General features: G+C 69.7%; 18 protein-coding genes. 3 read left to right on the top strand and 15 right to left on the bottom strand.

Annotation, left to right across the window (positions count from 1 at the left end; all coding sequences use genetic code 11):
- On the top strand, positions 1-579 hold a 579-nt coding region (locus tag H7J06_RS23815; protein WP_264041740.1), incomplete at its 5' end, for an HNH endonuclease signature motif containing protein.
- Here H7J06_RS23815 and nusB read toward each other — a convergent pair.
- Genes nusB through H7J06_RS23800 form a run of 3 tightly spaced genes read right to left on the bottom strand, consistent with a single transcriptional unit; the run spans position 576 to position 2,734 of the window.
- Positions 576-1,055 carry a transcription antitermination factor NusB gene (gene nusB / locus H7J06_RS23810; protein WP_264041739.1) on the bottom strand — a complete coding sequence of 160 codons (480 nt, stop codon included), beginning with the start codon at positions 1,053-1,055 and terminating at the stop codon, positions 576-578. The genes H7J06_RS23815 and nusB overlap by 4 nt on opposite strands.
- A 2-nt stretch (positions 1,056-1,057) precedes the next feature.
- The gene (gene efp, locus H7J06_RS23805) at positions 1,058-1,621 is read right to left on the bottom strand and encodes an elongation factor P (RefSeq protein WP_264041737.1); all 564 of its coding nucleotides are present in this window, start codon (positions 1,619-1,621) and stop codon (positions 1,058-1,060) included.
- A 21-nt stretch (positions 1,622-1,642) separates the two neighbouring features.
- Positions 1,643-2,734, bottom strand: coding sequence for an aminopeptidase P family protein (locus H7J06_RS23800; RefSeq protein WP_264041735.1), 1,092 nt, complete (start codon positions 2,732-2,734; stop codon positions 1,643-1,645).
- Positions 2,735-2,767: 33 nt separating this feature from the next.
- Here H7J06_RS23800 and H7J06_RS23795 point away from each other — a divergent pair, with 33 nt between their 5' ends.
- Complete coding sequence (locus H7J06_RS23795; protein WP_264041734.1) at positions 2,768-3,415, top strand: B-4DMT family transporter; 648 nt, start codon at positions 2,768-2,770, stop codon at positions 3,413-3,415.
- Here H7J06_RS23795 and aroQ read toward each other — a convergent pair.
- From aroQ to H7J06_RS23740, 11 genes are all read right to left on the bottom strand, one after another.
- Positions 3,412-3,840 (bottom strand): type II 3-dehydroquinate dehydratase, encoded by a 429-nt coding sequence (gene aroQ / locus H7J06_RS23790; protein WP_264041733.1) that lies wholly within the window; start codon positions 3,838-3,840, stop codon positions 3,412-3,414. The two genes, H7J06_RS23795 and aroQ, sit on opposite strands and share 4 nt — an antisense overlap.
- On the bottom strand, positions 3,837-4,916 hold the full coding sequence (gene aroB, locus H7J06_RS23785) for a 3-dehydroquinate synthase (protein WP_264041732.1): 1,080 nt from the start codon (positions 4,914-4,916) through the stop codon (positions 3,837-3,839). The genes aroQ and aroB overlap by 4 nt, the downstream gene beginning before the upstream one ends.
- On the bottom strand, positions 4,909-5,553 hold the full coding sequence (locus H7J06_RS23780; RefSeq protein ID WP_264041731.1) for a shikimate kinase: 645 nt from the start codon (positions 5,551-5,553) through the stop codon (positions 4,909-4,911). Before H7J06_RS23780 ends, aroB begins: the two co-directional genes overlap by 8 nt.
- Positions 5,553-6,749 (bottom strand): chorismate synthase, encoded by a 1,197-nt coding sequence (gene aroC / locus H7J06_RS23775; protein ID WP_264041730.1) that lies wholly within the window; start codon positions 6,747-6,749, stop codon positions 5,553-5,555. Before aroC ends, H7J06_RS23780 begins: the two co-directional genes overlap by 1 nt.
- Before the next feature lie 42 nt (positions 6,750-6,791).
- Positions 6,792-7,286, bottom strand: coding sequence for a GNAT family N-acetyltransferase (locus H7J06_RS23770; protein WP_264041728.1), 495 nt, complete (start codon positions 7,284-7,286; stop codon positions 6,792-6,794).
- Positions 7,287-7,320: 34 nt separating this feature from the next.
- Entirely contained in the window at positions 7,321-7,752 is a 432-nt protein-coding gene (locus H7J06_RS23765; protein WP_264041727.1) for a prepilin peptidase, read from the bottom strand.
- A 9-nt stretch (positions 7,753-7,761) separates the two neighbouring features.
- Entirely contained in the window at positions 7,762-8,550 is a 789-nt protein-coding gene (locus tag H7J06_RS23760) for a shikimate dehydrogenase (RefSeq protein ID WP_264041726.1), read from the bottom strand.
- A 9-nt stretch (positions 8,551-8,559) separates the two neighbouring features.
- Positions 8,560-9,813 (bottom strand): endolytic transglycosylase MltG, encoded by a 1,254-nt coding sequence (gene mltG / locus H7J06_RS23755; protein ID WP_264041725.1) that lies wholly within the window; start codon positions 9,811-9,813, stop codon positions 8,560-8,562.
- On the bottom strand, positions 9,806-10,321 hold the full coding sequence (gene ruvX, locus H7J06_RS23750; protein WP_264041724.1) for a Holliday junction resolvase RuvX: 516 nt from the start codon (positions 10,319-10,321) through the stop codon (positions 9,806-9,808). Before ruvX ends, mltG begins: the two co-directional genes overlap by 8 nt.
- A 5-nt stretch (positions 10,322-10,326) precedes the next feature.
- Complete coding sequence (gene alaS, locus H7J06_RS23745; RefSeq protein ID WP_264041723.1) at positions 10,327-13,017, bottom strand: alanine--tRNA ligase; 2,691 nt, start codon at positions 13,015-13,017, stop codon at positions 10,327-10,329.
- Positions 13,018-13,114: 97 nt separating this feature from the next.
- Positions 13,115-13,504, bottom strand: a complete 390-nt coding sequence (locus tag H7J06_RS23740; RefSeq protein ID WP_264041761.1) for a secondary thiamine-phosphate synthase enzyme YjbQ — start codon at positions 13,502-13,504, stop codon at positions 13,115-13,117.
- 123 nt (positions 13,505-13,627) lie between these two features.
- Between H7J06_RS23740 and H7J06_RS23735 the strand changes: the two genes are divergently transcribed.
- Positions 13,628-13,915: a GlsB/YeaQ/YmgE family stress response membrane protein gene (locus tag H7J06_RS23735; RefSeq protein ID WP_264041721.1), complete on the top strand. Its 288-nt coding sequence runs from the start codon at positions 13,628-13,630 to the stop codon at positions 13,913-13,915.
- A gap of 62 nt (positions 13,916-13,977) precedes the next feature.
- Here the strand turns inward: H7J06_RS23735 and H7J06_RS23730 are convergent, their stop codons facing one another.
- Positions 13,978-15,309 carry a replication-associated recombination protein A gene (locus H7J06_RS23730; RefSeq protein ID WP_308205824.1) on the bottom strand — a complete coding sequence of 444 codons (1,332 nt, stop codon included), beginning with the start codon at positions 15,307-15,309 and terminating at the stop codon, positions 13,978-13,980.
- Between the last annotated feature and the right edge of the window lie 24 nt (positions 15,310-15,333).

Genomic DNA, 15,333 nt, shown 5'->3' with positions numbered 1-15,333 from the left:
CGGCCGGCGGCGATGATGGGTGGGCAGTTCCTGCCCGGGGCGATCGCCTGCCGCGCCACGGTCGGGGCGACGATCACCGCGATCGTGCACCCCGGGCATGCCCCACCGGAACCCCGCTACCGACCGTCGAAGAAGTTGGCCGACTTCGTCAGATGCCGCGACCTGACGTGCCGCTTCCCGGGCTGCCGCGTGCCGGCGACGAATTGTGACGTCGACCACACGATTCCGTGGCCCTGTGGGCCGACGGCGGCGTCCAACCTCAAATGCCTATGCCGTCGACACCACTTGCTGAAAACCTTCTGGAGCGGCGAGAACGGTTGGCGCGAAACCCAACTCGACGACGGCACCATCGTGTGGACCGCACCCGACGGACGCACCCACATCACCACCCCGGGCAGCCGCCTACTGTTCCCCGAACTGTCCCAGCCCACCAGAATCGTTGAGAGGAGCCGCGTCCCAGGACACCACGCCACCGGGCTGACAATGCCCCGACGACGCAAAACCACCCGCGCCCAAGACCGCGGCCGCCGCATCCAACGCGAACGCGAACTCAACGAACTACGACGAGATCGAGGCTAGGAACCCTCGGGAGAACTCCGCACGGCGGCGGCGGCCGCGCGAATCTGGGGGGTCACCAACATGACCTGACCGAGCACGCCGTTGACGAAGCCGGGCGACTCGTCGGTGGACAGGCTCTTGGCCAGCTCGACGGCTTCGTCGACCGCGACCGGTTCCGGGACGTCCTCGGCGTAGAGCAACTCCCACACCGCAACCCGCAGCACCGCACGGTCGACGGCGGGCAACCGGTCCAGCGTCCATCCCTGCAGATGGGCGGAGATCAGATCGTCGACGTGAGCGGCGTGCTCGGTGACACCGCGCGCCACCGTGACGGTGTACGGGTTCAACGTCGACAACTCGGGGTCACCCTCGGCCAACGTGGTCCGACCCTCGGCGATCTCGGCGGGCGTCAGCCCACGAGCTTCAGCCTCGAAGAGCAAGTCGACCGCGCGCTTGCGGGCTTGGTGGCGACCGCGGTCACCGCGACGGTCAGGCATGGTCAGCCATTCACGCGACCCAGGTAACTGCCGTCGCGGGAGTCCACCTTGAGCTTGTCGCCGGTATTGATGAACAGCGGCACCTGGATCTCGGCGCCGGTCTCCATCGTCGCCGGCTTGGTGCCGGCGCTGGAGCGGTCACCCTGCAGGCCCGGGTCGGTGTGCTGCACGAGAAGCTCGACGGTGACCGGCAGCTCGACGTAGAGCGGCGCGCCATCATGGAATGCGATCTGCACCGGCATGCTCTCGAGCAGGTAGTCGGCGTTGGTGCCCACCAGCGTCTCGGGCAGGGGGTGCTGCTCGTAGTCCTCGGAGTCCATGAAGACGAAGTCGCTGCCGTCGCGGTACAGATAGGTGGCGTCGCGGCGGTCGACGGTGGCGGTCTCCACCTTCACACCCGCGTTGTAGGTCTTGTCGACGACCTTGCCGGACAGCACGTTCTTGAGCTTGGTGCGCACGAACGCGGGACCCTTGCCCGGCTTGACGTGCTGGAACTCGGTGATCTGCCACAGCTGGCCGTCGATCTGGAGGACGAGCCCATTCTTGAAGTCGGCGGTCGATGCCACGGGGGTACTACTCCTAGCGTTCTAGACAATCGCCAGTTCCTTGGGGAACCGGGTCAGCAACTCGGGTGTGGGTGCATCATCACTGCCCACGACCAGCGTGTCCTCGATGCGGACACCGCCACGGCCGGGCAGATAGACACCGGGCTCCACGGTCACCGCAGAGCCAGCAAGCAGTGTACCGGCGGACGACGCGCTGATTCCCGGCGCTTCGTGGATCTGCAACCCGACCCCATGCCCGAGACCGTGCCCGAAGTTGTCCGCGAAGCCCGCCTCGGCGATGACCTGGCGCGACACCCCGTCCACCCCCGACAGCGACACGCCCGGCGCCAGCGCCTCCCGACCCCGGCGTTGGGCCGTCGCCACCAGCTCGTACACGTCGCGCTGCCACTGGGCGACCGGCGCCAGGACGAACGTCCGCGTCATGTCGGAGTGATAGCCGGCCACCAGCGCCCCGAAGTCGATCTTGACGAAGTCGCCCGCGGCGAGTTCGGCGTCGGTCGGGCGGTGGTGCGGAATCGCCGAGTTGGCGCCCGTCGCCACGATGGTCTCGAAGGACACCCCGTCGGCGCCGTGGTCGAGCATCCGGGACTCCAGGTCGCGACGGACCTCCTTCTCGGTGCGTCCCGCCCGTAGGCCGCCCGCGGCGACCAGGTCGGCCAACGCCGCGTCGGCCGCCTCGCACGCCAGCCGCAGCAGCGCGATCTCCCCCGCGTCCTTGACCTCGCGCAGCGCCTCCACCGCGCCGGCCGCGCGCACCAGTTCGACGTCGACCGCGGCCTTGGTCATCAGCGCGTGGTTGTCGACCGTCACGACGTGGCTCTCGAATCCAAGCCGCCGCACGCCCAGGCCGGCCGCAGCAGCGGCCAGGTGCGGCGCGCACGCGCGTTCGATGACGACCTCGGCGTCGGGCGACTGCTGCGCGGCCTGCGTGACGTACCGGCCGTCGGTTGCCAGGATTGGAATTTCGTCGTCGACGCGAATGAGCAACGCCGCATTCGAACCGGTGAATCCCGACAGGTATCGGACGTTCACCAGGTCCGTTACCAACATCGCGTCCAAATTTGCGGCGGTCAGTCGGCGACGCAGGCGCGCCCTGCGCTGGGAAATCGTCACAGCGCATGACGGTACTCGCTACGCTGTGCCCCCATGAGTAAGTGGTTGCTGCGCGGACTGGTGTTCGCCGCCCTGATGGTCATCGTCCGCTTGCTCCAGGGAGCCCTGATCAACCTGATGGAAAGTCAGGCGTTGTGGATCAGCATTCTGCTGGTCGCGGTGTTCGCCATCGCCGCATTCGTGTGGGGTCTGGCCGACGGCCGGGCCGACGCACGCGCCAACCCGGACCCCGACCGCCGGGGTGACTTGGCGATGGCCTGGCTGCTGGGCGGTCTCTTCGCCGGCATCGTCAGCGGCTTCGTCGCCTGGTTCATCTCGCTGTTCTACGAGAACCTGTACGCCCAGGGTCTGCTCAACGAGGTCACCACCTTCGCCGCGTTCACCGCACTGCTGATGTTCGTCTTCGCGCTCGCCGGCGTCGCGCTGGGACGTGGGCTCGTCGACCGCAAGGCCCCGCCGGTGCAGCGCTACAGCGCGGCCGACAGTGAGCGCGACCGCGCCGACACCGACGTCTTCGCGGCGGTCAGCGCGCGGGACTACCCCGACGACGACCGGTCGGCGTCGGCCGAGGGCACGTCGGCGGCGCGGACCGAAACCCTCACCTCGACGGCCACCGAACCCCGGGAGGCCGAATCCACCGGCTCGGAGCCGACGACCGACAAGGGCCGCGAGCAGTCCTAGTCGAGGCCGGCCAGGTACCGCAGCGCCAACGTGTAACCCTGCACGCCGAGACCGACGATCACCCCCGTCGCGACCTCACTCAGGTACGAGTGATGCCGAAACGCTTCGCGCTTGTGCACGTTAGAGATGTGCACCTCGATCAGCGGGGCCGTCAGTTCGGCGCACGCATCCCGTAGCGCCACCGAGGTGTGGGTCAGCGCGCCGGCGTTGAGCACGACGGGTTCCTTCGCGTCGGCGGCGTCGTGCACCCAGCCCAGCAGTTCGGCCTCGCTGTCGGTCTGGCGGACCACGACGGTCAGACCCAGCTCGGCGGCCTCCCGCTCGACGAGCGCCACCAGGTCGTCGTGGGTGGTGCTGCCGTAGACCTCGGGCTGGCGCTTGCCCAGCCGGCCCAGGTTGGGACCGTTGAACACGTTGACGTTCATCGCGTGCCGATCTCCGAGTAGGCGGCCACCAGCAACGCCGGATCGGGGCCCTCCAGCCGGCCCGGCTTGGCCAGGCCTTCGAGCACCACGAAGCGCAGCACGCCGGAGCGCGTCTTCTTGTCCCCGGCCATGTATTCGAGCAGTTGCGGCAGCGCGTCGGCGTCGTAGGTCACCGGAAGTCCCAGAGCCGTCAGGATCGAGCGGTGGCGGTCGGCGGTCTCGTCGTCGAGTCGTCCTGCGAGACGGCCCAATTCGGCGGCGAACACCAGCCCCACCGACACGGCGGCGCCGTGACGCCAGCGGTACCGCTCCCGCCGCTCGATCGCGTGCGCGAGCGTGTGGCCGTAGTTCAGGATCTCGCGCAGCTGCGACTCCTTCTCGTCGGCTGCGACCACCTCAGCCTTGACCACCACGGCGCGGCGGATCAGTTCGGGCAGAACCGATCCCGTCGGATCGAGGGCTGCGGCGGGATCGGCTTCGATCAGGTCGAGGATCTTCGGGTCGGCGATGAATCCGGCCTTCACGATCTCGGCCATGCCGGCCACGATCTCGTTGCGCGGCAAGGACTCCAGCGTCGCAAGGTCGACCAGGACCGCGAGCGGCTGATGGAACGCGCCGACCAGGTTCTTGCCCGCGTCGGTGTTGATGCCGGTCTTGCCGCCGACTGCGGCGTCGACCATGCCGAGCAACGTCGTCGGCACGTGCACCACGTCGACGCCGCGCAGCCACGTGGCCGCCGCGAAGCCACTGACGTCGGTGGCCGCGCCGCCGCCGAGGCTGACGATCGCGTCCTGGCGGCCAATGCCGATGCGGCCCAACACGTCCCAGATGAAGCCGACGACGGGCAACTCCTTGCCGGCCTCGGCGTCCGGGATCTCCACGCGATGGGCGTCGATCCCCTTCTCGGCCAGGTGGCTGCGGATCGACTCCGCGGTCGCGTTGAGCACCGGCTGGTGCAGGATCGCGACCCGGTGACGTCCGTCGAGGACTCGACCGAGGTCGTCGAGCAGCCCCGTCCCGATGATCACGGGGTAGGGGCGGTCGACGAGGACGTCGACGGTCACGGGTTCAGTCATTACGCGCCTCTGCTCGACGGGCCAGCGCCGCAGGACTGGGCGGCGCCTCGGTGGTGGGTGCGGGGTTGAGGACGGTGGGCAGCCTGCGCCATGCCGACCGTCTGCGGCGCCGCGGCTGCTGACGGTCGCCGTTCGCGGACTCCATCCGCTGCACGATCTGGCGGACCACCGCACCGGGGTTGCGGCGGTTGGTGTTGATGCGCAGGGTGGCAGCCTGCCGGTACAGGGGCACGCGCTGAGTCATCAGCTCGCGGAAGCGCTCACCGGCGTCGGCACCGGCCAACAGCGGTCGGGCGGTACCGCCGGAGGTGCGCCGAACCCCTTCGGCCGCACCTATTTCCAAGTAGACGACGGTGTGTCCCGCCAGGGCTTCGCGTACTCGCGGCGTGGTGATCGCGCCACCGCCGAGGGACACGATGCCGTCGTGTTCGGCCAGGGCGGCGCACACTACGTCGGCCTCGATGCGGCGGAACTCCGCTTCGCCCTCGACGAAGATGTCGGCGATGGTGCGGCCGGTGGTCTCGACGATCTTGGCGTCGGTGTCGAGCAGTGGAACGTCGAGTGCCCTGGCCAGGCGTCGCCCGATGGTGGACTTGCCCGATCCAGGCATGCCCACCAGCACGGCCAGGGGCGCCATCAGCCCGACGCCCGAGCGGGATCTCGCGCGGAGATGGAGGCCAGGTAGGCGTCGACGTTGGCCTTGGTCTCTGCGAGCGAGTCGCCGCCGAACTTCTCCAGGGCGGCTCGCGCCAGGACGAGTGCCACCATCGTCTCGACGACGACTCCTGCCGCGGGCACCGCGCACACGTCGGACCGCTGGTGGATCGCGACGGCCTCTTCCCCGGTGGTCATGTCGACGGTGGCCAACGCCCTTGGCACCGTCGAGATCGGCTTCATCGCCGCGCGCACGCGCACGGCCTGACCGTTGGTCATCCCGCCCTCGAGCCCGCCCGCGCGGTTCGTCGACCGCATCACGCCGTCGGGGCCGGGGTACATCTCGTCGTGCGCGACGCTGCCGCGGCGGCGCGCGGTTTCGAAGCCGTCGCCGATCTCGACGCCCTTGATGGCCTGAATGCCCATCACGGCGGCCGCCAGCTGGCTGTCGAGTCGGTTGTCGCCGCTGGTGAACGAGCCCAGCCCGATGGGCAGGCCCTCGACGACGACCTCGACGATCCCGCCGAGGGTGTCGCCGTCCTTCTTGGCCGCCTCGATCTCGTCGATCATCGCCTTCTCGGCCGTCTCGTCGAATGCCCGCACGGGGCTGTCGTCGATGCGGGCCAGGTCCGCGGGCCGCGGCGGCGGGCCGTCGTACGGCTTGGAGGCACCGATCGAGATGACGTGGGAGAGCACCTCGACTCCGAGCGCCTGGCGCAGGAACGCCCTGGCGATGGTGCCGGCGGCGACGCGGGCGGCGGTCTCACGGGCGCTGGCGCGCTCCAGGACCGGGCGGGCGTCGTCGAAGCCGTACTTGAGCATGCCGGCGTAGTCGGCGTGCCCGGGGCGCGGCCGGGTCAGCGGGGCGTTGCGGGCACCGTCGAGCTCGGCCTGGTCGACCGGGTCCGGCGCCATCACCGTTTCCCACTTGGGCCATTCGGTGTTGCCGATCTCCACGGCGATCGGACCGCCGAGCGTCACGCCGTGCCGCACGCCAGTCAGCACCGTGACGGCATCGGCCTCGAACTTCATCCGGGCGCCTCGTCCGTAGCCGAGCCGGCGCCGTTTCAGTTCCGCGGCAATGTCCGCCGTCGTGACCTCGAGGCCGGCCACCATGCCCTCGACCATCGCAACCAGGGCTCGGCCGTGTGATTCACCAGCTGTGGTCCATCGCAACACGCGTCCCATCTTCCCATGGCGCCCTCGACCTGACGTAATCCGTCACGCGAGGCTGCGCTGCAGCAACACCGTGTCGACCCGTCGACCGTGCTTGACGCCGACGCGCACGAGGCGTCCGGCGTCGGTGAAGCCGAACCGCCGATGCAGTTCCACCGAGGCGGGATCGCCGGTGTCGGCGATTACCGCGATCACCTCGCGGAGCCCCGCGGCGCGACAGACGTCGAGGAGGTCGCGGAGCAACTCGGTGCCGCAGCCCTGCCCCACCGACGACGGTGAGACGTAGACGGAATCCTCGACGGTGCCGGCGTAGGCGGGTCTGGTCTTCCACGGCGCGCAGTAGGCGTACCCGGCGACCATTCCGTCGCGTTCGGTGACCAGGAACGGGAGCCCCGCGTCGACGATCGCGTCGAAGCGGCGCCGCCACTCGGCGTCGTCGGGGGGCTCGAGTTCGAAGGTCGCGACGCTGGTCCGGACGTAGTGGGCGTAGATCTCGGCGACGGCGACCAGGTCGTCGGGTGTCGCGGCGCGGGTCGGCATCGCTTCACGGTAGGGCCTGGGATCGGGTGCGGGTTCAGGTGATCACCAGCGCCACCGCGGCGATCGTGGCCACGCACATCGACGGTCCGTGCGGCACCGTGGCCCGCGCCCCGCGCCGCGGGAGGACCAGCAGGCCCCACACCGCTGTCAGCAGCGGCGCTCCCACGGCCGCGAGGACCCAGGCGTCGGGCCCGAACGCACCCGCCAGTGCGCCGACGCCGACCGCGAGCTTCACGTCACCGGCGCCCATGGCGGCCGGGGCGACCAGGTGGACGACGAGGTACAGGGCCGCCAGCAGCAGCCCGCCGAGCAGCGCGGCGGTCCCCCGCCCGGCCAGCACCGCGGCGGCCGGCACCAGCACCGCGCCGGGCAGAGTCAACGCGTTCGGCAACCGACGCTCCCGGATGTCGTAGACGGTCAGCGCGGTCAGCCACGCCAGCGCGGCTGCCACCGCGACGTCCCCCACGGGACGAGCCTAAGTTCGACCGAGCGCCGTGATCATCGCCTCTTTGGGGGCGGGCCGGCCGGTGAACCGCTCGACTTGCGCGAAGGCCTGGTTCAGCAGCATCTGCAGGCCGCCGACCACCCGCCCGCCCGCGGCGGCGAACGCCGTGGCCAGCGGTGTCGGCCACGGATCGTAGATCGCGTCGAGCAGGACCGGCGCGGTGACGACCGTCTCGGCGTATCGACCGGCGACGTCGGCCGGCAGGGTACTGACGACGACGTCGAGACCGGAGATGGTCGAGCCCAGTTCCACCCAGTGCGCATCGACGCCGAGCCGCTCGCCCAGGTCGACCAGCGGAGCGGCCTTGGCCCGGTTGCGGGCGACGATCGAGACCTTCTGCGCCCCAAGCTCGGCAAGGGCGACGACGGCGGCGGGCGCCGTTCCGCCCGCGCCGAGGACCGCCGCCGCGTCGACCGTCGTCGACCGACCCAGGGCACCGGCCACCCCGTCGACGTCGGTGTTGTCGGCCTGCCAGCCCGAGCCGGTGCGCACCAGGGTGTTGGCGGAGCCGACCAGTTCCGCGCGAGCGGTCCGCTCGTCGGCGAACCGGAGTGCGGCGAACTTCCCCGGCATCGTCACCGACAGGCCGACCCATTCCGGTCCGAAGCCACCCACCAGCGCGGGCAGGTCGTCGGCGGTGCACTCGATGCGCTCGTAGGTCCAGTCCGTCAGGCCGAGCGCGCGGTAGGCCGCGAGGTGCAGTTGGGGTGACCGGGAGTGCGCGATCGGTGAACCCAGGACGGCCGCTCTACGGCTCATCGAGCCGGCTCATCGTGCGCTGTCGAGCACACCGTTGCGTCGCGCCACTTCGATGTTGGCCAGGTGCTGCTGGTAGTCGCGGGTGAACAGCGTGGTGCCCTGCATGTCGACGGTGACGAAGTACAACCAGTCACCCGGCTCGGGACTCTCCGCCGCGGCGAGGGCTGGCTGACCAGGCGCACAGATCGGAGTGGCCGGAAGGCCGTCGCGCACATAGGTGTTCCAGGGTGTGGCCCTGCCACGGTCGGCATCGGTGGTGGCGATCTCCTGCCGGTCCAGCGAGTAGTTGACCGTCGAGTCGAACTCCAAGCGGCGGTGATCGGGGGCGATCAGCCGGTTGTAGATGACCCTGGCGACCTTCGCGAAGTCCTGCGGCTTCGACTCGCGCTGCACCAGCGACGCCACCACCAGGATCTGGTACGGCGAGAGGTTCTCGGTGTTGCCCGCGGCGGGCAGACCGTTCTGCTCGTACTGCGCGGTGCTGGCGCCGATCAGCGTCGACAGGATGCCCGCGGCGGGTTGCGACGGGTCGATGTTCCAGGTGCCGGGGGCGATCAGACCCTCGATGCGGCGGTGGTCGTTCCCCATCGCCCTGACGGGGTCGACGGCCCACGTGGGGATCGCCAGCGCCGCGAGATCGGAGGCGCCCGCCGCGTTCTTCAGGTCGTCGGCGGTGACGCCGCACTTCTTGTCGCCGTCGAGGTCCACGCAGGTGGCGTCGGCGACGAGCGAGAAGACGCCCTTGGTCACCGCGCCGGTCTTCACGTCGGCAATGTCGTCGAGTTGGCGACCCTCGGGGATCGTCAGCAGTCCGACCCGGTTCTGGGGGTCGGCGAGCCGGGTGACGGCGTTCGCGGCCGGAATCTCGGTGCGCATCTTGTAGAACCCCGGCTGAATGGCCGAGATGGTCTTGTTGCCCGCCGCGGCGTCGACGAAGGCCTGGGACGTCGCGACCACGCCGCCGTCCTGAAGGGTCTTGCCGATCGCGGTGGTGGTGTCGCCGTTGTGGACCTGCACCACGACGTCCTTCACCCCGTCGCCCTCGTAGTCGGTCGGCGTGCCGAACATTCCGTGCCACACCCGCGAGCCGAGGAAGACGGCGCCCACCACGACGGCGACCAGCACCACGACCGAGAGCACGGTGAGGTTGCGGCGACGCCGACGGTTGCGGTTGGCCCGCGCCCGCTCGGTGCGACTCATCGTCCGGCGCGGCCGCCCGACCGCTTCCGGGGCCGGCCGTTCGCGAATCCACTCGTCAGGCATCGGCCGCTCCGCCGCTCTTGGCCAGGACGTCTCGTCGCTGGTCCAGCCAGGTCTGCAGGATGCCGACGGCGGCTGCCTGGTCGATCATCGATTTTTGTCCCTTCGCGCGGACGCCGGCTTCCCGGAGCGACCTCTGGGCGGTGACGGTGGTGAGTCGTTCGTCGGAGAGCCGCACGGGGACCGGGGCGATTCTGGCGGCGAGTGCATCGGCGACGGCGATCGCGTCCAGTGCCGAGGGCCCGGTGCGGTCGGCGAGCGTGCGTGGCAGGCCGACGACGACCTCCACGGCGGCGAGTTCGGCGACCAGCTGCGCCAATCGGCGGATGTGCTTGCCCTTGACGTCGCGTCGGTCCCGCGCCACCGTTTCCACCGGCGTCGCCAGGATGCCGTCGGGGTCGCTGGTGGCCACCCCGATCCGCACGGTTCCCACGTCGACTCCGATCCGTCGTCCTCGTCCGGGGTCGTCACCACCTGGCCGGTCGGGCTGACGGTCGTCGGTGTGGGTCAAGGAGGTCAGCTCCGGGCGATCTCTGCCAGCAGTGCCGACAGGGCCGCGTCGACGTGGGACGCCCCGCTGCCCGAGCCTTGCGCCAAGTCGGCCTTTCCGCCGCCGCGTCCGTTGAGCGGCCCGCCCAGCACCTTGACGAGGTCTCCTGCGTTGAGTCCGAGATCCTGCGCGGCCGGGTTGACGGCGACCACGAAGGGCACCGAGTCGTTCTCGCCCTCGGCGACCAGTGCGACGACGCCCGGCTCGGATCCGAGCTTGCCCTTGACGTCGCCGACCAGGCTGCGCAGATCCGCGGCCGAGATGCCGCCGGCCATGCGCTGTGCCACGACACGCACCCTACCGACGAGCTCGGCGCTCGCGGCGGCGTCGGCCGCGGCCGCGCGGGCGTTGGCCAACCGGGACCGATCGAGTTCCTTCTCGGCAACCTTGAGCCGTTCGACGAGGGAGGCGACGCGCGCGGGCACTTCCTCCGACGGCACCTTCAGCGACGACGCCAAGCCGGCGAGCAGTGCGCGTTCCTTGGCCAGGTACTTGAACGAGTCGAGTCCGACGTAGGCCTCGACGCGGCGGACGCCGGAGCCGACGGAGGATTCGCCCAGGATCGTCACCGGTCCGATCTGGGCCGAGTTGTGCACGTGGGTACCGCCGCACAGCTCCAGCGAGAAGGGCCCGCCGATCTCGACCAGCCGGACGTCCTCGGGGTAGGCCTCGCCGAAGAGCGCCATCGCGCCCATGGCCTTGGCCTTCTCCAGTTTGGTGTACATGGTGTTGACCGCGTAGTCGGCTTGGACGGCCTCGTTGGTGACGACCTCGATCTGCTCTCGCTGGTCGTCGGTGAGCGCGCCCTGCCAGTTGAAGTCGAATCGCAGGTAACCGGGCCGGTTCAGCGAGCCGGCCTGAACCGCGTTGGGGCCCAACACCTGTCGCAGGGCGGCGTGCACCATGTGCGTGCCGGTGTGGCCCTGGGTGGCGCCGTGGCGCCAGGTCGGGTCGACGCTCGCGACGATGGTGTCGCCCTCGACGAATTCGCCGGACTCGACGTTGACGCGGTGTACGAACAGCGTCTTGGCGATCTTCTGCACGTCGGTGACAGCGGCTCTGGCAGCTGCGCTGGACCCGGTCCCCGAGATGGACCCGATGTCGGCGATCTGCCCACCGGACTCGGCGTAGAGCGGGGTCCGGTCCAGGACCAACTCGACGCGTTCGGCGGACGCTCCGTCGTGGGCGACGACCGGCACTCGCTTGCCGTCGACGAAGATACCGAGAATCCTTGCCTCGGAAGTCAATTCGTCGAAACCGGTGAACTCCGTCGCGCCGGCGTCGACGAGCTCGCGGTACGCCGACAGGTCGGCGTGGGCGTGCTTGCGGGCGGCGGCGTCGGCCTTGGCACGCTGACGCTGCTCGGCCATCAGCCCGCGGAAGCCCTCCTCGTCGACGGTCAGGCCGGTTTCGGCCGCCATCTCCAGGGTGAGTTCGATCGGAAAGCCATAGGTGTCGTGCAGCGCGAAGGCGTCGGCGCCGGACAGCACCGACGCCCCAGATGCCTTGGTGGACGTGGCCGCATCCTCGAACAGTCGCGAACCGGAGGCCAGCGTGCGGTTGAACGCCGTTTCCTCGGCGATCGCGATCCGGTTGATCCGGTCGAAGTCGGTGACGAGGTCGGGATAGGACGGACCCATCGCGTCGCGGACGCACGTCATCAGCTCGCCCATGATCGGGGTGTCGATGCCGAGCAGCTTGGCCGACCGGATGACCCGGCGGAGCAGCCGGCGCAGCACGTAGCCGCGGCCGTCGTTGCCGGGGGTCACGCCGTCGCCGATGATGATGGCCGCAGTGCGGCTGTGGTCGGCGATGATCCGGTAGCGGACGTCATCGGAGTGACTGCCCGCGCCGTAGCCGCGCGGGGCGATGCCGGCGACGAAGTCGATGGTCGGACGCATCAGGTCGGTCTCGTAGACGTTGTCGACGCCCTGCAGCAGGCAGGCGACGCGTTCGACGCCCATGCCGGTGTCGATGTTCTGGCGCGGCAGCGGGCCGAGGATCTCGAAGTCGGACTTGCCGGTGCCCTCACCCCGCTCGTTCTGCATGAAGACGAGGTTCCAGATTTCGATGTAGCGGTCCTCGTTGGCCTCCGGGCCGCCGTCGACGCCGTACTCGGGTCCGCGGTCGACGTAGATCTCCGACGACGGGCCGCACGGGCCGGGGATGCCCATGGACCAGTAGTTGTCGGCCATGCCGCGGCGCTGGATGCGCTCCAGGGGAAGACCGGCCACCTCCTGCCACAGGGTGATGGCCTCGTCGTCGTCGAGATATACCGTCGCCCAGAGCGTTTCGGGGTCGAACCCGTAGCCGCCCTGATCCTGCGGATTGGTCAGCAGGGTCCAGGCGAACTCGATGGCGCCCTTCTTGAAGTAGTCGCCGAAGGAGAAGTTGCCAGCCATCTGGAAGAACGTGTTGTGCCGGGTGGTGATGCCGACTTCGTCGATGTCCGGGGTCCGGATGCACTTCTGCACGCTGGTCGCCCGGTCCCACGGCGGCTTCTGCTGACCGAGGAAGTAGGGCACGAACTGGACCATGCCTGCGTTGACGAACAGCAGGTTCGGATCGTCGAGGATGACCGATGCGCTCGGCACCTCGGTGTGGCCCGCGTTCACGAAGTGATCGAGGAAGCGCTTCCTGATCTCGTGTGTCTGCACGTGCTGCTGTCCTTAATCACTTGGTGTCTTCCCGGGTGCCGATTCTCGACCGCATCACACTACCGGCCCATCACGATCAACCCGGCAAGGGCGCGGCTCACCCGCCCACGAAGCTGATGCGGACGTTGCGCCGCGGGTTGTCACGATTCAAGTCGACCAGCACCACGCTCTGCCACGTGCCGAGCAGCGGTTGCCCTGCCTGGACCGGAATCGTCACCGACGGCGCGACGATGCCCGGCAGCACGTGGTCGGCACCGTGCCCCGGCGAGCCGTGGGAGTGGCGATAGCGGTCGTCGCGCGGCAGCAGCCGCTCCAGAGTGTCGACCAGGTCGTCGTCGGAGCCGGCGCCGGTCTCGAGGATGGCGATGCCGGCCGTCGCGTGCGGGACGAAGACGTTGCACAAACCGTCTCCGCGCGACCGGCAGAACCGGCGGACGGCATCGGTCAGGTCCACGGTCCGGCGGCGGGAGGTGTCGACGTCGATCAGCTCTGTGTTCACGCCCCGAGATTACGTCTCGACGTAATTCACGGCGACGTTTATTGATGCCCCGCCGGGGTACTCCCGTTCCAGCTCAACGCACCTCGCACCCCCCGACGAAAGTGACCCCCAATGACTCCCACAGGCATCATCACCGCAATCGTCATCGGCGCCATCATCGGCCTCCTCGGCAGGCTCGTCCTGCCGGGCAAGCAGCCCATCGGGCTGATCGTCACGATCCTCGTCGGCATCGTGTCCGCTCTCATCGGCACCTGGCTGGCGAATGCCCTTCACATCCCGACCAACACCAAGGGCATCGACTGGATGGAACTGCTCGTCCAGGTCATCGTCGCCGCCGTCGGCGTGGCCCTGGTGGCCGGCCTGATGGGCCGACGCCGCACGGGCGCCCTGCGCCGCTAGACCCCTGGCAGAACACTCAGGGCTGCGATTCGCGAGAATCGCAGCCCTGAGTGCTTTTTCGGCTAGCGCCGTCGGCGAAGAATCGCCCGGAGCTTGTCGAGGCGCCCGGCGATGTCGCGCTCGGCGCCGTGCGTCGTGGGCCGGTAGTAGTCCACGCCGACCAGGTCGTCGGGCGCATACTGTTGCGGCACAATGCCATCCGGGTCGTCGTGGGGATACGCGTAACCCTGGGCGTTGCCGAGGGCAGCCGCCCCCGAGTAGTGCCCGTCCCGTAGATGCGGGGGGACCAAACCCGCCTTGCCGGCCTTGATGTCCCCCATCGCCGCCGCGAGCGCCGTCGTGACGGCGTTGGACTTAGGGGCGGTCGCCAGGTGCACCGTGGCGTGGGCCAGCGTCAGTTGCGCCTCGGGCATGCCAATCAGCTGCACGGTTTGGGCGGCGGCGACCGCGATGGGCAACGCCGTCGGATCGGCCAGTCCGACGTCCTCACTGGCCAGAATCGTCAGCCGCCGGGCGATGAAGCGGGGGTCCTCCCCCGCGGTCAGCATCCGCGCCAGGTAGTGCAGCGCGGCGTCGACGTCCGATCCGCGAACCGACTTGATGAATGCGCTGACGACGTCGTAGTGCTGGTCGCCGTCGCGGTCGTAGCGGACGGCGGCCTTGTCGAGGGACTGTTCGATCACCTCGACGGTCACCCGGTCGCCGGCCTCGGCCGCCACCTCCAGCGCGGTCAGCGCGCGGCGGGCGTCCCCGGCGGCGAGTTGCACCAGGAGTTCGACCGCGTCGGCGTCGACCGACACCGATCCGCCGAGCCCGCGCGAATCCGCCACGGCGCGTTCGACGACCGCCCGCACCGCGTCGGCACCCAGCGGTTGCAGCTGCAGGATCAACGAGCGCGACAGCAGCGGCGCCACGACCGAGAACGACGGGTTCTCCGTCGTCGCCGCCACCAACAGCACGATGCGGTTCTCGACGGCGGCGAGCAGCGCGTCCTGCTGGGTCTTGGAGAAGCGGTGGACCTCGTCGATGAACAGCACGGTCTGCTTGCCGTGCACCGCGGCCCGGCGCGCGACGTCGATCACCGCCCGGACGTCCTTGACCCCCGCCGACAACGCCGAGAGCGCCTCGAAGCGCCGCCCGGTCGCCTGGGAGATCAGCGACGCCAGCGTCGTCTTGCCGGTGCCGGGTGGGCCGTAGAGGATGACCGACGCGGCCCCGGAACCGTCGACGAGCCGCCGCAGGGGTGAGCCGTCGCGCAGCAGGTGGTCCTGCCCGACCACCTCGTCGAGACTGGCGGGGCGCATCCGAACGGCGAGCGGGGACGACGGTCCGCCCCCGGGAATGCCCTCACCGTCGCCCGGTTCGGGCGCCACGTCGAACAGACCATCGGCCACGGGACAGGCTTACCACGTCACTCG

This window comes from Mycolicibacterium hodleri (assembly GCF_025822245.1).
Lineage (GTDB): Bacteria > Actinomycetota > Actinomycetes > Mycobacteriales > Mycobacteriaceae > Mycobacterium > Mycobacterium hodleri.
The sequence above is the reverse complement of the archived record's forward strand: the minus strand, read 5'-3'. Positions and strand labels throughout refer to the sequence as shown.

Coding starts and splice junctions, on each gene's coding strand:
- nusB (WP_264041739.1), bottom strand. CDS start 1,055: ATGCCTGACCGTCGCGGTGACCGCGGTCGCCACCAAGCCCGCAAGCGC.
- H7J06_RS23735 (WP_264041721.1), top strand. CDS start 13,628: ATGACTCCCACAGGCATCATCACCGCAATCGTCATCGGCGCCATCATC.
- mltG (WP_264041725.1), bottom strand. CDS start 9,813: ATGCCTGACGAGTGGATTCGCGAACGGCCGGCCCCGGAAGCGGTCGGG.
- H7J06_RS23780 (WP_264041731.1), bottom strand. CDS start 5,553: ATGGCGCCCCTGGCCGTGCTGGTGGGCATGCCTGGATCGGGCAAGTCC.
- aroQ (WP_264041733.1), bottom strand. CDS start 3,840: ATGAACGTCAACGTGTTCAACGGTCCCAACCTGGGCCGGCTGGGCAAG.
- H7J06_RS23770 (WP_264041728.1), bottom strand. CDS start 7,286: ATGCCGACCCGCGCCGCGACACCCGACGACCTGGTCGCCGTCGCCGAG.
- H7J06_RS23760 (WP_264041726.1), bottom strand. CDS start 8,550: ATGAGCCGTAGAGCGGCCGTCCTGGGTTCACCGATCGCGCACTCCCGG.
- H7J06_RS23795 (WP_264041734.1), top strand. CDS start 2,768: ATGAGTAAGTGGTTGCTGCGCGGACTGGTGTTCGCCGCCCTGATGGTC.
- aroB (WP_264041732.1), bottom strand. CDS start 4,916: ATGACTGAACCCGTGACCGTCGACGTCCTCGTCGACCGCCCCTACCCC.